At 38.3% G+C, this 15,093-nt stretch carries 16 protein-coding genes; 5 read left to right on the forward strand and 11 right to left on the reverse strand.

The annotated features are described in order from the left end of the window. The first annotated feature begins 29 nt into the window (after positions 1-29). Positions 30-368: a DUF433 domain-containing protein gene (locus tag H6G59_RS17520; RefSeq protein WP_190716610.1), complete on the forward strand. Its 339-nt coding sequence runs from the start codon at positions 30-32 to the stop codon at positions 366-368. Beyond that, on the forward strand, positions 362-712 hold the full coding sequence (locus H6G59_RS17525; RefSeq protein ID WP_190716613.1) for a DUF5615 family PIN-like protein: 351 nt from the start codon (positions 362-364) through the stop codon (positions 710-712). Before H6G59_RS17520 ends, H6G59_RS17525 begins: the two co-directional genes overlap by 7 nt. A 197-nt stretch (positions 713-909) precedes the next feature. Here H6G59_RS17525 and H6G59_RS17530 read toward each other — a convergent pair whose 3' ends face one another. Next, positions 910-1,557: a type I restriction endonuclease gene (locus H6G59_RS17530; protein ID WP_190716615.1), complete on the reverse strand. Its 648-nt coding sequence runs from the start codon at positions 1,555-1,557 to the stop codon at positions 910-912. Between the two features lie 265 nt (positions 1,558-1,822). Between H6G59_RS17530 and H6G59_RS17535 the strand changes: the two genes are divergently transcribed. The 3 genes from H6G59_RS17535 (at position 1,823) to H6G59_RS17545 (ending at position 3,171) form a co-directional block, all read left to right on the forward strand. Continuing rightward, a complete protein-coding gene (locus tag H6G59_RS17535) occupies positions 1,823-2,530 on the forward strand; it encodes a hypothetical protein (protein ID WP_190716617.1) in 708 nt (235 codons plus the stop codon). A gap of 165 nt (positions 2,531-2,695) precedes the next feature. Continuing rightward, complete coding sequence (locus H6G59_RS17540) at positions 2,696-2,929, forward strand: DUF2281 domain-containing protein (protein WP_339327972.1); 234 nt, start codon at positions 2,696-2,698, stop codon at positions 2,927-2,929. Between the two features lie 38 nt (positions 2,930-2,967). Further along, positions 2,968-3,171: a DUF433 domain-containing protein gene (locus tag H6G59_RS17545; protein ID WP_190716619.1), complete on the forward strand. Its 204-nt coding sequence runs from the start codon at positions 2,968-2,970 to the stop codon at positions 3,169-3,171. A gap of 114 nt (positions 3,172-3,285) precedes the next feature. On the opposite strand, the gene proC is transcribed toward H6G59_RS17545, so the two are convergent. From proC to H6G59_RS17595, 10 genes are all read right to left on the reverse strand, one after another. Continuing rightward, on the reverse strand, positions 3,286-4,101 hold the full coding sequence (gene proC / locus H6G59_RS17550; RefSeq protein WP_190716668.1) for a pyrroline-5-carboxylate reductase: 816 nt from the start codon (positions 4,099-4,101) through the stop codon (positions 3,286-3,288). A gap of 50 nt (positions 4,102-4,151) precedes the next feature. Next, positions 4,152-4,745: a cell division protein SepF gene (locus H6G59_RS17555; RefSeq protein ID WP_190716621.1), complete on the reverse strand. Its 594-nt coding sequence runs from the start codon at positions 4,743-4,745 to the stop codon at positions 4,152-4,154. A gap of 363 nt (positions 4,746-5,108) precedes the next feature. Next, positions 5,109-5,777 carry a YggS family pyridoxal phosphate-dependent enzyme gene (locus H6G59_RS17560; protein ID WP_190716623.1) on the reverse strand — a complete coding sequence of 223 codons (669 nt, stop codon included), beginning with the start codon at positions 5,775-5,777 and terminating at the stop codon, positions 5,109-5,111. Further along, positions 5,774-6,052 carry a transcriptional coactivator PipX gene (pipX, locus tag H6G59_RS17565; protein WP_127053282.1) on the reverse strand — a complete coding sequence of 93 codons (279 nt, stop codon included), beginning with the start codon at positions 6,050-6,052 and terminating at the stop codon, positions 5,774-5,776. Before pipX ends, H6G59_RS17560 begins: the two co-directional genes overlap by 4 nt. A gap of 7 nt (positions 6,053-6,059) precedes the next feature. Beyond that, on the reverse strand, positions 6,060-6,293 hold the full coding sequence (locus H6G59_RS17570) for a hypothetical protein (protein WP_190716625.1): 234 nt from the start codon (positions 6,291-6,293) through the stop codon (positions 6,060-6,062). 394 nt (positions 6,294-6,687) lie between these two features. After that, positions 6,688-8,565 (reverse strand): TubC N-terminal docking domain-related protein, encoded by a 1,878-nt coding sequence (locus tag H6G59_RS17575; protein ID WP_190716627.1) that lies wholly within the window; start codon positions 8,563-8,565, stop codon positions 6,688-6,690. Positions 8,566-8,750: 185 nt separating this feature from the next. Then, positions 8,751-9,056: a phosphopantetheine-binding protein gene (locus H6G59_RS17580; RefSeq protein ID WP_190716629.1), complete on the reverse strand. Its 306-nt coding sequence runs from the start codon at positions 9,054-9,056 to the stop codon at positions 8,751-8,753. Further along, positions 9,057-10,385, reverse strand: a complete 1,329-nt coding sequence (locus H6G59_RS17585; RefSeq protein ID WP_190716631.1) for a phthiocerol/phthiodiolone dimycocerosyl transferase family protein — start codon at positions 10,383-10,385, stop codon at positions 9,057-9,059. 11 nt (positions 10,386-10,396) lie between these two features. Further along, entirely contained in the window at positions 10,397-12,028 is a 1,632-nt protein-coding gene (locus H6G59_RS17590) for a PfaD family polyunsaturated fatty acid/polyketide biosynthesis protein (protein ID WP_422602650.1), read from the reverse strand. Between the two features lie 215 nt (positions 12,029-12,243). Further along, on the reverse strand, positions 12,244-15,024 hold the full coding sequence (locus tag H6G59_RS17595) for a type I polyketide synthase (protein WP_190716635.1): 2,781 nt from the start codon (positions 15,022-15,024) through the stop codon (positions 12,244-12,246). Positions 15,025-15,093: the final 69 nt, after the last annotated feature.

The raw sequence follows: 15,093 nt of genomic DNA on the forward strand, positions 1-15,093 counted from the left end.
GAAAGCAAATATGTTATTAGTTTTGCATAATGACACTTGTAATTGTCGCTGAACCAGCACCACTAAAAATTTCTGCTGATAGTGTCGTTCGGGTAGGAAAAACTCGTGTAACTCTTGATACGGTAGTTTCTGTCTTCAAACAAGGAGCAACCGCAGAAGAAATTGTCTACCGTTATCCATCCCTCAAGCTTGCTGATGTGTACGCTACTATTGCCTTTTATTTGAACCATCAGCAAGAAGTTGAAGCATATTTACAGCAACGTCAGCAACAAGCCCAAGAAGTACGGAAGATGAACGAGGCAAGGTTTGATCCACAAGGGTTGCGTGATAGATTACTTGCGCGTAAAGCAGAACAGGACGTATGTTGAAACTGCTTGCTGACGAGAATTTTGATAATACTATCGTCAGGAGACTGTTACGCCGGAGATCGAGTATTGATATTGTCCGAGTTCAGGATGTTGGTTTGTTAGGTGAAGATGATCCAACTATTTTGGCATGGTCAGCCCAGGAAGGAAGGATTTTACTTACTCATGATGTTGCTACAATTACACACTTTGCCTATGAACGAGTAGCACAAGGTTTATCAATGCCCGGAGTGATTGAGGTAGGGACAAATGCACAAATTGGACAGGTGATCGAAGATATTCTACTAATTATAGATTGCTGTTCAGAAGGTGAGTTGGAAGGGCAGATCCAGTATCTTCCGTTCTAGTTTCCATTCTAGTGTGGAGCGATAGTGCTACGCACCGCTGACGCGATCGCTTCTTGTTGGAATTGATCTAATTCAAAGGGAAATACTGACTCTAAGTCAATTTCTGAAGATGGGACAGGATAGTTCACTCAATCATCTTTTGCAACCAGACTGTCTACTATCATAACGTGATTAGGGAAGAGGTAATGGGTAATTGGTTATTCTGCTTGTTCGCTGTTCCCTATTCGGCTAACTGTTTCTGCAATTCTGCGTAGCACTCGACACACAGACTCTAATTCACTTTGGGTAGTTAGAGGTGCAAATACTCTTGACATGGCATATTTTTGATTTTCTAGCTTGACAAAGACAATATCATCACCATTGGTTAGCATTCCAAAAGTAGGCAAATCACTATTTGGACTGGCCATCAAGTAAGCGAGAGTTTGGGGCAATGCTGACCAAACTGATAGCATGGTTTTTTTGGACTCTAAAACAATTATCCAAAGGCGATCTTTCAAAACTAAAACATCTATTCGACCCTGTAGAATTTCTTCACTATCAGCTACTGTGATTTGTACAGATTCTTCAGCTTTGATGCGAAAAGGTGGATCATATAAACCTGCAACGGTCAGTAATGGAGAGACAAGTAATAGCATCACCGTACCTTCTAATAAATGCCCGCCAGATCGGTGATAAATATAACGCTTCCATAAAATTTCTAGGTTAGTGCGGTCATTAGGGTTAATCTCAGGTAATTGATCATGCCATTCTGTAAAAAAATCCTGAGATTCACTGCGATTCAAACCAAATCTTATTTCTGCTTCTGCGATGGTGGTGATAGTTTCAGTAACGGCTAGTGTTTGCATAGTAGATTTCTTCCGGTAGCTGTGATTATATCGTCACTGCAACTTTACCAACTTCGGTGGATGGTTCGGGTATGGGTTGTCCATTTTCTTCAAGAATTTTTAGAACTTCTCTAACCTTCATAATTTCTGTTGTTACTGTGAAGTTTTCTATACACATTAGGTTTTGGCGATGACGAAACCTGATCTCAGAGAATTTATGAAATACTCAGCAATACACCTGTAGCTATATGTTATCCACATTATTGCTTGAGTGTAATTTAAAAAGATGAATGAGTATAATCAAAATTCGTCCTCATCTTCATCACTACAACAGCTACTCGAAAAACTCGAAAACTGCATATCTCTTGAATCTTCTAGGAACGCCAATCCGTGGGTTAGCGTGAACAGGCTCACGGAGTTATTTTATGAAAAATATGGAGTATCCCTTAAAAAAGCAGCAAAAGCTCAAGGTTATAAGGATGGACTGAAAAGTCTTCTTAATGCTAGTAGACGCTTTGCAATCTACAGTACTCAATTACCTGAAGAGTTTTATGTTGCTCTTTTCCAGGAAATATTCCCTGGGTTTCAACAGTCTCAAACAACTTCAATTCAATACAGAATCAAGCGACCCTGGAAAGTTGATGAGCATTTGCCGAAGATTTTAAAGGTAGAGAGGGCTGAAGAAATTCCATCTGACGAAGTCCAAAAAACTTCAAAATACCAGCCAATCTTAGTTCCTGATATTAAATCACTCAATGACTTGGAATTAGCTTTGATAGAAATCATTAAAAACCTGATAGCAAATGATCAAAAAAAATTTATAACTCTTGCAATATTGAGTAGAACGTTTTGTGCTTATTATAAGCAACCAATACGGCCTATATTGCGAAGTGTCTGTCCTGATATGAAATTGATTGAGCTACTTCAGACTATTCCTAGTCTTCATGTCCAAAAAGTGGAAAATGATTGGTACATTACTATAGAATGTCATTAAGTTGAGTCATGCACTAGTATCAACGCTAATTATCACACTAGAACCCAAGAACTTTTAGTAATTCCTGGATTGCTAGAGCGAGTTAAGAAAAATCAAACAACGCCTAAAAACCATTCCGCAAACTGGAGAAACTTTAGACAGCAATTTCAGTCAAAATAGAATAGTGTGTTTGAAGTAAGCAGCATTCCTTTAAATAAAGATATGGATACTTTAAGCAAAAACCGAGAGCAGATTATTGAGTCAATTAAGACATTGCCAGAGGATTCCCTCGATGAACTCATCAATTTTGTTGATTACCTGCGCTATCAAGCAACTGAAAAACAATCCGAAAAAACCAGTAGAAACTTTTTGCTTTCAGTTGCAGCTTTGGGAACTTCAGTGGAAAAGAGGGATAATTGAAAAAATTGACGCAGCCATTTCTGGTTTCCCAATCAGCCATGCAAAATCTTACTAGAATTACCCGCAACCCAGAAGTAATGGGCGGTAAACCCTGTATCCGGGGAATGCGTGTCACAGTTGGTACTATCGTTGGCTTAATGGCATCTGGTCACAGTGCAAATGACATTCTCAAGGCTTACCCCTACCTTGAGGAAGCAGATATTTATGATGCTCTTGCCTATGATGCATGGCGGGCTGAATAAATTGAAGTTCTGCTGATAAGAGCATGAAAATTTGGATTGATCTGAACCTTTGCTGCTTTGCTCCTTTGCGTCTTTGCGCGAAACTTTTCTTAACTTGAATTTTAAATTGATTTGTCACCCTTTCCCCAATTCCTGAGAACGTTCTTTAGCGGCTTTGACAGCTTCAATTAAAGCGGAACGAAATCCAGCCTTTTCTAATTCGCTCACACCAGCAATTGTGGTTCCACCGGGACTAGTAACTCTGTCTTTGAGTTCTGCGGGGTGTAATTTAGTTTCTTCTAAAAGTTTCGCTGTTCCCAATACAGTATGTAAAGCTAGTTGTTTAGCAACTGCTCTAGGTAAACCGACTGCAACACCCCCATCAGCTAAGGCTTCTACCATCAATGCTACATAAGCAGGGCCGCTACCCGATAAGCCTGTCACTGCATCCATCAGCGTTTCTGCAACTTCTACTACTTCCCCTACTGCGGAAAAAATTTGCTGTGCTGTTTGCTGGTGGATGGGGTGAGTGTAAGCACCTAAACAAATCGCTGTTATTCCGGCTCCCACTGTAGCGGGGGTATTGGGCATAGCGCGAATCACTGGTAGTTGGGGAAAGGCGGCTTCTAGCTGCTTTAAAGTGACTCCTGCCAAGATAGAAATAATGAGGGGTGAATGTCTTGTAGGCAGGATATCTGCTAATTCTTGTGCGATCGCACTAAATACCTGGGGCTTAACTGCCAACATCACAGCTTCCTGAGCCTCAGCTAAAACCAGGCAATTATCCGTCGTCACTCTGACATCATATTGCTGCTGTAAAAAACTTTGCCGAGAAGCTTGCGGTTCACTAACGATAACTTCTGAACCGTGATAAATGCCTCTAGCTATCAAGCGGGATAACAGTGCTTCGCCCATTACCCCGCCACCAATTAAACCAAATTTAATAGTCATTTGTGAATAGATATTAGTCATTAGTCCACCTAATGACTAATTTAACTTTATTATTGTGCTGCTCGGTTAACTTCGCTTCCCCAAGCTGGAGTTGTACTTGCGGGACGACTGGGGCGTGCTGCTGGTTGAGGTACTTCATGTAAAAAACCTCCTTGGGTGCTAACTTGCACACAACTGGGGGTAAACAAAAAGATACTTTCACCAATCCGCTCTTGATGTCCATCTAGAGCATATGTACCACCAGCCACAAAATCTACTGCCCGTTGAGCCTGATCCGGGTCCATAATCGTCAAGTTTAATACTACGGATTTGCGCTCGCGTAATGCTTGAATTGCCTGAGGCATTTCTTCAAAAGTTCGTGGCTCAAGTACTAAAACTTCGGAAATTCCATTAATTGCACCTGGCATACCAATCACATTACTCATAGGCTTTGACCCTGCTGCGGCTACTTCTTCTCCCATTGTAGGCATGGGTTCGCGCCAACGTCGATTGGGTGTAGTGGTTTCTTGTGGAGCAGGTTGAGGATTTTCTTGCTGATACATATTTTGGTAGCTATCAGTTTCCGGCTCCTCTTCGTAGTACTCGTATTCTACTTGCTCATTCAGCCCTACAAAATCTCTAAGTTTGGAAAATATATTGTTCATTTTGTACGCTCCCGGTGGAAATTACCTTAATTGCTTTGGCTATCAATTTTTGTAGCCAGTGATGATTGCTATAGTAGCCGCTGCCTGGGGCAATTTTATAGCCCTTAGTAGCCTCTAGTACAGGTTTTCATAAGAAAAAGACAGTTCTAGAAAGGACTATACCTTAACTGGACACAACAATGAGTCAAAATTATATCCTAAGTTTTGGTCAAGGTAAAATTCTTTCTACTTCATTTTGTCTTAGTAATTACATTTGTCAACATTATATCTTTAAGACACGCATACCACTGTAACTTACTGAATTGGTTTTCAGCAAGTTTGGTCTTTATTTTGATACTTAACTCCAAGCTAGAGGAAAAAAGATCAGGTTCTCTGCCCAAATAAGATCGTTCCCAATCTAACCATCGTTGCACCTGCTGGTATTGCCAATTGATAATCCCCTGACATACCCATTGAGAGATGCTGCATGGTAATATTTGACCAGTTTTGTGATGCGATCGCTTTTGCTAGTTTATTAGTCCTATTAAATACATCTACAATCTCAGCATCAGCCAAGCCACGGGGAGGAATTGTCATCAAACCTTGAATTTGTAAATTTTTGCATTGGTTAAGTGCAGCCAAATCAGCTAACAGTTCTGGAACCATCCAACCAGATTTATTAGGATCTGAGAGAATTTTGACTTGTAAGCAAACCTGGGGACTCACACCTAGCTGTTGCGCCAGAGTATCGAGGCGCTGGGCAATCTGCAAATTATCGACGGAGTGAATCCAGTCAAATAGTTCCAAAGCTTTTTTAGCCTTATTACTTTGTAAATTTCCAATAAAGTGCCAGGTAATATCCGACAAATCTTGCAACTCGGATTGTTTACTGGCAGCTTCTTGGATGCGATTTTCGCCAAAATCACGAATTCCGGCGGCATAAGCCTCCCTCATGAGTGCGGTTGGCACTTGCTTACTAACAGCAATCAACCGCACTGAATCAGGAAGTGAGGCACGAATGGCAGCAATACGTTCACTAATCGAACTACTCATTGGAAGGTGCGTTGGAAAACACTTTGAAGCTGATCGTACTCCTGGGATTTGCCATTGCGACGTAAAGTACGTAAGCGATTTTCCAGCATCATTCTGGCTTCAGTACGTCCAATTGACTGAAATTTAATCCCTTTAACGTCATTTGTTACCAAGAAAAATAAACGTTGGGCATAAAGTGTAGTGAACAGATCCTGGTTATCATCAACCATACAGATCCTATATAGCAAACCCCACGTAGGATGATTTATGTAAGTTTCTGAGTAGTCTGGATTCATTTAATAGTCAAGGTTGGAGTACATATATTCTGTTTTCGCAGTCAAACACAAACATTCCGACGATAATAGATATTCTTTTGCCAGAATCTTTGCTGACAATGCGAAACTGACGACATTTTGCCAGGTACTGGCTTTCATGAAGACCTTGATCTAGTTTCTCATTTGCAGGTAAAGTATGAGTACCTAGGGAAAAATTGGCAACAGAAGTTAAACCTTCTAGTCTGGATGACGCGCAATTCACAAATCATGGGGTACTACTAGACAGGGAGATTTACCTGCTGATTTGTTCACAGATTCCCAGGAGGAAAGCGCCTTTGAAGTTCCGAAGAGTGAAGAAAACCAGCTTTCGGACTTCTCGTTGCACAAGCTTCTTTCCATCCTGCCATAATTCTCGCTTTATGGTGCAAATAATAGTCAAAGTAATTGATAATTCTTAATTCGTAATAGTGCCGAACGCAGGCTACGCCAACGTAGTTGCAATCATGAGAAGCTTTTACTCTCTTAATCACGTTGTTTTAGATTGCGCTTGGTATAAGAATTACTCAAATCTACTTACCCACAAAAAAAGTTGCGACAACGGAACTAAACTTGTTGCAGCAACTGTTGTTTTAAAATTACTAAGTCTGGAAATTAATTTAACTTTGGGAATTACCTAGATTTGCTTTTAGAGAAGCAAAATTTTTACCACCCAGTTCAATTTGATCTGCCACACATCCATATTTTAACCTATCAACTAGATACTCTACATCATGAGCAATAAAATTTGTGCCATGATCAGGTTCTATTAAACTCACTAAATTGATATTTTTTATTTTTTGATTAGCTAAATTAGAGAAGCCTAAAAAATTCAATACTCCTGATTCATATGTGCCACAGGGTACTGACGGATTAGTTACACCAACGCAATATTCATGTTCTTGAAACCAATCAAATGCAGGATAACCATGAAAGTGAACAATTGGCGCACCATTTTCAATTAATTCCGGTGTATACAGAGCAGCAGAAAGACTAATTGCCAGCATAACATAGATATCATAAGAAGGTTTAACATCTATTTTCTGCTGCTGCATTTTTATTGGTAATTGCAGGTATAATTTATCTTGCAACCCAATGCGGATAATATCTTTTTCAATATTTAAATCGGTTTTATTCGAGCCTGAACGAGAACTCACTAGCCAAATATCAGGAATTTGCTTAAATACATATTCTCCATCAATAATGATTTTGATATAACGTCTACTTGCTTCATTTTGGCGAACTTCATTACTACTAAATCCAGGAACTGGCAATAAATTCTCCCACTCATAATTAGTTATTTCTGGTTTTCCTACATAGTGAGGAGGTTCTGCATAAGCTACAAAACCATAAGAGACTCCTGTTCTACCATTGACGATGATGTTGACAATATCTCTGTGAGACTTTCTTTTCAGAACTTCAGCCAGCTTAAAACCAGCCGGAAATAAATCAGTTGAGGCTAATTCTCGTCCTAAATTTACTAAATTGGTAGCATATTTAGATATATGAGGATTATAGGTTCCTATTTCAAATCGACTCATTAATAGTGGGGCTATGGGAACGAAAACTTTAGGAATTAGGGATTTGGAGACAAAATTATCTAGTTCAGATTTAGAAAAAATAGAATCTGATAGATTCATGTTCAGGATAGAAATCTGATTAGTAGATACGCCTAGCACAATTTGTGAAAATGTTCTAATCAATGTGTTGATGCCAATGCTAATTTTTTCTTTGTATGGTGTAATTGGATTCACAAATTTATGATCTATTTCACTGAGAATAATTACTTGTGTATTTGTCGGATCTTCAACATACTTAGCTGCATGATCTTCAGCCCAACTACTCAATTTAGCAATTTGCACAACTGACATTTGGCGATTTTTTGCCAGCCAGCGAGAAGAAAATATATATATACTCTCCGCTATAAATATGCCTATTTTCCTGAGCCAAGAATTCGGTCTTTCGATATCTATAACTGCATTAATTTCTGCTTTCACTCCTCTCAGCTTGAAGGAGATTTTTTTGTTAAGTATGGGAATTTTAATATCATAAAAAAAATCTGTTGTAGCTTCCTGCCAAGGAAGAACTTTAACACCAAAGTTTTTGAGTTTAACTGCTAATTCTTGACGGAATTTAATAATTATTAGATTTTGATAACCATTAGGTAAAGGTCTAAATGTAACACTGAGGTTTTCAGCCATCAATTTAGGGTTAATAATTGGTGGTTGATATGCTAGAGGTGATTCTCCGGCAAAGCCACCAATTAACCTGCCAATAGTTTCTAAGCTAATTCCCTGACTCAGAGGCTCAGATGCACATTTAGTTGTGATATTCATTTCCTGTATTAATGCCAGAATATCTGCTTTATAAGCGGCTATTTCTGCCTCTACTTCTGGTGTGATTACACCCTTGGGAGAGCGAATATTTAGTTTAGTATTTTCTACCCAAAATTGAACACCTTGTTGAGTCAGTTTCGCCAGAATATCGGATGCATTCATTACTAAATCTCCCAGTTTTTAAGGAAGTACAAAGAAGAGAAAAAAAGAAGACACTTCACGGGAACGGTTTTCCCCCAATCCTGCGAAGTGTCCGTCTTAGAGGAGGAAAAAACTTAAAATTCTTTATTGCTTTAGATGCATAGTAGTTGATAGTTATGTAGCTAATTATGCACTACTATGAGAGTTTATATCTGCAAAATCTCGGTTTGGGAATTTTCCAATTCTTCAGCTAACCGTTGAGCAAGTTCTTCAATAGTAGGGTAGTACCAAAGATGGATAAGAGACAACTTAAATCCCATCATTTTCTCGGCTTTACTAGCAAGAGTCATTGCTTGTGCTGAATCTAAACCGTAGCTATCTAAAGGTTCTCGAATATCTATTTCCTCTGGATTGACTCCCAATAAAGAAGAAATTTGAGAAACCAGCCAAGCTTGAATTTCTAAAGTAGAGTAAGCTGGTGCTTTGTGGGAATTAGAAAGAGAATTACTCATTTATGTACCTCTAAGTTGTAAAGAATTAAACGTGACATCAGAGATAAGATTAATAACATTTGTGACAAGTGATTCCATTGTTTTTTGGCTAATTGAAGGCTGAGAAAATACAAAATTTAGTAGCATCTTCCCCTGAAACGTGGCAACATGAATAACCAAAACACCTGCATACAAACTATGGGAAGCGGCAAAACTAATTTCTTCTAGTTCTAATTCCCCATAAGCTGCGGGGATATTTACTTTGCCAATATTAGATACTGAAACTGTAGCAGCTATTTGTTTGGGAAAAATCAAACTAAAGTCTATAAGTTGTTTAGCAATTAATATCATGTTAAAGATATCTTGACGCTTGATTCCAGCTTCTAGATTGTGCTTAACTTCCCGTGCTAAATCCCAGAAAGATGTATTGGGTTTTATGCGGTGAAATCCCATCATCGATGTGGCTAAAACAGCCAGATTTTCTTCATTAACTTTAGGTTGCAGTCGTTTTCGTAAATCAAGATATGATAAGCAGTTTACTCGCACATCTTTTTGATGATTTTTGAGAATTTTTCTGGCTACTGCAAACATGAGAATGGCAGATAAAGCACTGTGTACTGTGGTATTTTCCTGCCGACAGCGCTGAACAAATTTTTGAGTTAATTCTCTGTCTATCTGTCTGTGAATAATAGCAGAATGACGCTGAGAGATGGAGACATATTTTTCAAATCCTAATGTTTGTGGTTGATTCCATATTTTATAAAATCCAAGTTTTAAAAAACATAAAAATCCGCTAATCTTACCTATAAAACCCTGTTTAGATTTAGGTATTAGGGTTTCAATAGGTTGCAAAGGTTCTAATCTTTTAACTGGTTGAATGGGTTCACTAGATGTAAGCCTTTGATAATAATTCAAGATTTCTGAATGTAGTTGAATGCTAGATAAGCCGTCGGAAATTGCATGGTGTAGAGTTGTAATCAAGTAACTAATTTTTTGCTCATTGAGGATATGCACAAGCACTACTCGCATCAGAGATTTACTACTATCAATTTCCTGGTTCATCTCTTCATTAACAACTTCTTGCCAATGTTCCTCATTTATATGATTAACAATTCGTAAACCAATTTTTTCTGTACCTGCGGTTTGAAAATAAAAACATTTTCGGAAATGAAGAATGTGTGAATTTAAACGAGGATGACGATACTGAACAATGTCTAAAGATTGCCTGAGAACTGCTGCTTGGAAATCACCTTTAATGCGGCTAATAGTAACTAAATTCCATGTTTTAGCACGTCTATTAAGGATTTCCATCGCTTGTTCTACATTGCCCAATTTTCTGTCGCTGGACATATTTATAAACCTTATGGACGATATTGACTGTATTCATCTGGAATTTTTAATCCTTGAATTTTTAAACTTTGAATGCGGTATAGAAATGCTGCTCCTGTCATAATATGGTCAGCAATATCTACCACTTTGCGATTTTTGGATTCAGACAAATAGGAACCTCTTACCCAATCATTAAAGCTACCCATTGCTGGACCACACCAAATTTGATAATCAATTTCTCGACCTTTTTCACCAGTATTAGACCAGCGGGAAGATAATCCCAGATACCAGCGAAAAATTAAAGCCATTTTCAGCTTAGAATTACTCAGTGCTTTACTTAATTTTTCTGGGTTACGTTGAGATAAATAAGCAACAGTTTCTTGCCAAACTTCTTGTACGGTCTTTTTCAGAATTTGCTTTTCTAATTTTTCGCGTTCTGCTGGGGGAATCTCTTCAATTGAGTTATAGTTTTTGTATAATTCTAATAATTTTTGAGCGCGGAGAGGAAAGAGTGTTCCACGTTTGAGAACTTGCAATTTTACTCCCATTTCAAACATATCTGCTGCGGGAGCCATCATCACATCAGCCATTTCTGATTGAGCTAGTAATTCTTTGGTATATTCAGAAGTTCCAGCTTCAATACAAGATTGATTAATAGAGCCAGTGACTACATAAGCTGCACCCATCATAAAGGCAGCTAATGCTGATTGTGGGGTAGAAATTCCACCTGCTACACCAATCCTTACTGGTTGTTGATAACAATATTTAGTTTGAATTTCATCTCGCAATTCCAAAATAGAAGGTAATAAACAAATGAGCGGACGATTATCTGTATGACCTCCAGAATCTGCTTCTACAGTAATATCATCAGCCATAGGAATTTTTTCGGCAAGAGTGGCTTGTAATTCACTAATAAGACCTTGTTGAACTAATTGTTTGAGAATTTTTACGGGAGCAGGTTGAAGAAATTTAGTTGCAACTTCTCGACGTGAAATTTTAGCGATGACTTTATTTTTGATTTCGATTTGATTGGCTGAATTTAAACTTAGTCCTGCGGCTCGATAGTAAACGATGTTATCAGTCAAATCTAAAAATGCAGAAGCTTCAATTATTCTGACTTGATATTGGAGATATAAATCAACGCTACGGCGTTCAATGGCTGGTTCACTAGGACTATGGAGTAAGTTAAAAGCGTAAGGTTTTTGCTGTAAAGCTTGTTGAATGCGGTTAATGGCTGATTCGACACGGTGAGGAGATAAACCTCCTGCACCAAATGAACTTAAAATTCTCTCTTTTCCCAGCGCAATTACTAATTCTTCGGAAGCAATTCCCTGAGCCATTGCACCTGTAGCGTAGGCATATTTTACCCCATAAAAATCAATAAAGCTGGGATCACCTAATTGTTGAATTGATAAGGATGGGATAGTAATCAGGGTTTCTATTTGGTGTTTTTTAACATCATTAATAGGAACTATATGTCCTTCATTGGTAACGCCAATCTGCTCTTCTTTCTTGACTATATAACATGGTTTTTCTAAATTCCTCAGTTTAGATTTAATCCCTTCTGCATCAAATGAAACAGCATTTATATTTCCTTGCCACGGTTGGTGATTGTGGCTAAATACAGGAGATATTTTTATTGAATTATTGGGCTTTTCTAGGATAGTTTCTGTGTTGAACACGTTAGTAGACCTCTGGAAAATCTAATTGGTATGATTGGGCTTTTCATCTCATAGTAGATATTGTCGTAAAGACGTTTTGGACTTTACTCTACTATGAATCTCTATATAAGAATCATCAATGCTATCTGATTTTAAGTTTTGTAGGGTGGGCAATGCCCACCTTACTAGGAGAATCATTGCGGAGGTTATGAATACCTTTAAAACGTCCGCTTATAAAAGTCTATTTGTTGCTGAATTAAGAGATTTATTTGCTGTAGTGATTCTTGGCGAGACTTTAATAAGAAACTGTGGGTTTTAGTCATGAGCGCATTGTTATCACTCATTTTTTGTTGGTGATGTTTGCGTAAATTTGGAAGAGGGGATAAAGTTGACTTCCAGATTTTATGGGGATAAAAATTCAAAGATTGATTTTGATGCTGCGGGGTTTTTTCTAATTTGAGATTTGGCTGATTATCTGTTGAACAAGGAATGTACAAAGGTGATAAATCTAATTCAACTCGATGACTGATGAGTTTACCTAAGGCTCTAATAATTGAGGTATGGTCATCTACGCCTCTTTTATTTATAGATACGGCGACGTGTTCTTTTTGCTTGAGGGTTTCACCAATCCATCTGGAGCAGTTACCACCAACGCCTACTTCAATAAATATTCTGTAGTTGTCTTGGTAGACCCGGTTAATTAAGCGAGGAAAATCAAGTTCTTGACAAAGAGATTTCGCTATGTTGTTGCCAATTGTTTGGCTATCGATGGTAATTGGTTCATATTCGGCGGCAGAATAAAAAGTCAAATTGGGGATGTTTTGAACGGGTAAAGTGTTGATTTTCTGGAGTTCATTATATTCAGAGCGCATGGGATCGCAATGAATTACATGATCGATAGAAGTGGGAAAAGCATCACAATTTAGTTGTTGAATTACTCTTTGACAAGCTTGTGTTTCTCCAGCTATTACAACTTCTTCAGGTGTGTTAATTAAAGGTATATAAACACGTTTTTCATGTTTGATAGCTTCCCTGACTTGGGATACTGGACACATGAGAATGTAGTTACTCCAGAATTCTGGATTTTGATCATCTAATGGTAATCCCCAAGATTGACGAACGGCATTTTTGGGGCCGGATAGCTGGGTTTTAAAAAGGGGTGATGAATTTAAGTAATCACTGGTTTCTTTAAAGCTAGTCCAGACACCTTGAGCTAACATCATGCTGGTTTCGCCGAGGCTGTAACCAAAGGCGCATTGGTGCTGGATTTGGAAATAATTTTTGAGAATTGCGGTTATGAGTCCAGCAAAGCCAACTTCTGATTCCAGCATTGCTACTGGGTCATCAATTAATTGCTGTTCTAAGGCTTCTAATTGTCTATTTGATAATTTATTGATGCTGCGGGGATAAAGAAGTTTTTCAATGTTAGCAACGCGGTTATAAACACTCTTAACAATTGTGTCCTCGTAAAGTTGAGGAAACATATGAAATAAATTACGGCATAGTCCAATATAAGAAGTGAAGGAACCAGAGTAAACAAAGGCAACTTTACCAATTTTTCCTTGAGGTTTGGGTGTAAAATAACTTCCAATAGGGGTTTGCCAGTCTTTGCCAGTATCAAAAGCAACTGTAACACCTGGAATTGCTCGCTGAATTTCTCGTGTTAATTCATCTTGATTGCGTCCTAAAATTGCTAAAGCGTAGGTTGCTGTTTGATGCTTTTGAAATTCCCTAAAGTTCTGACTAGCGGTGTGAGATAAGGAGAGGGAATCTTGGAGAGTTTGTTGTAGTCTATTTAGCTGCTCTAATAGAGAAGAGCGATCGCAAGCAGCCAGAGCAAAGAGATAATATGGTATTTGCTCTAAATATCGACTGTGACGTTCTATCTGACTGGGTTCTTCTGATAAAATTACGTGTACATAACTGCCATCTAACTCCAAACTATTCACAGCAGCTATTCTTTTGTCCGCACCTGGTTCTACAAACCAAGGTTTAGATTGTGTCGCTACATAAAAGGGACTTTCACTCCACACCTGGGGCTGTTTGGGACTAGACCACTGGGGAACTGCGGGAATATAGCGGTGATATAAACAAAGTGCTGTTTTAATGAGACTGATAATTCCTGAAGCAGCGTGAGTATGACCAATATTAGCTTTGACACTACCTACTGCACAATTTAATTTTGCGTTTGTAGTTCCATAAGCTTGAATTAAACCTTGAATTTCCGCATCATCTTGTTGAGGAATACCACTAGCGCAAAGTTCCAAATAGCCAATATCTTGAGGTTGAATATCTGCAAGATTAAAAGCCATTTCACAAGCTTGGGTAACTGCTTCTGAGTTGTGTAGGGAATTCTGCACCACACTCAAACCATCAATTACTGCATATATGCGGTGATGTTTTTGTTTGGCTGTTTCGTGGAGTTGCAAAACTACAGCACCTGCACCTTCTCCGACGAGAATACCATCAGCTTTTTGGTCATAACTAAGGGTATTTACACCTGTGACGTGATTTTTCTCCCTAGCAAAATCCATTGCTGCAACTAAAACAGCATCTACTTGCTGATTAATTAATAGCTTTTGTGCCAAATGTAAGGCAGAAAAAACTGAATTCTCTTCACCAAAAGCAGGACTAGTAGCATCCCAAAGACGGGAAATATAACTGGCTAATTTATTGGGTTTATTACCTTGGGGTGTACTCACCATGATCACTGCTATTTTTGTTTCTGGTTGCAGTTTTGCATCTTGGAGAGTACGAGCAGCCACCTTCAGCATTAACAGTTGTTGAAGTGGAAGTTGATTAATTTCCTCTGGAGTAATTGGTAAATTGCAAAGATCAATTAAAGGTAATCGTTCATTGGCATAATTGGCAGAAACAAAATACTGCTTACCTTCATAAATGCAGCGTTCAAAAGCATCCAATTCCTGACAACCACCAGTATAGCAATCCATCCCCACAATTGCCATTTTTCGAGATTGATTTTGGTGAAATTCTTTCATTATTATTCTCCATTATGTTGCAATCTAGTTCAGTTAAGGCTAGAGTCTGTCATCAAAATCATTTTTTTA

The organism is Anabaena lutea FACHB-196 (assembly GCF_014698305.1).
GTDB lineage: Bacteria > Cyanobacteriota > Cyanobacteriia > Cyanobacteriales > Nostocaceae > Anabaena > Anabaena lutea.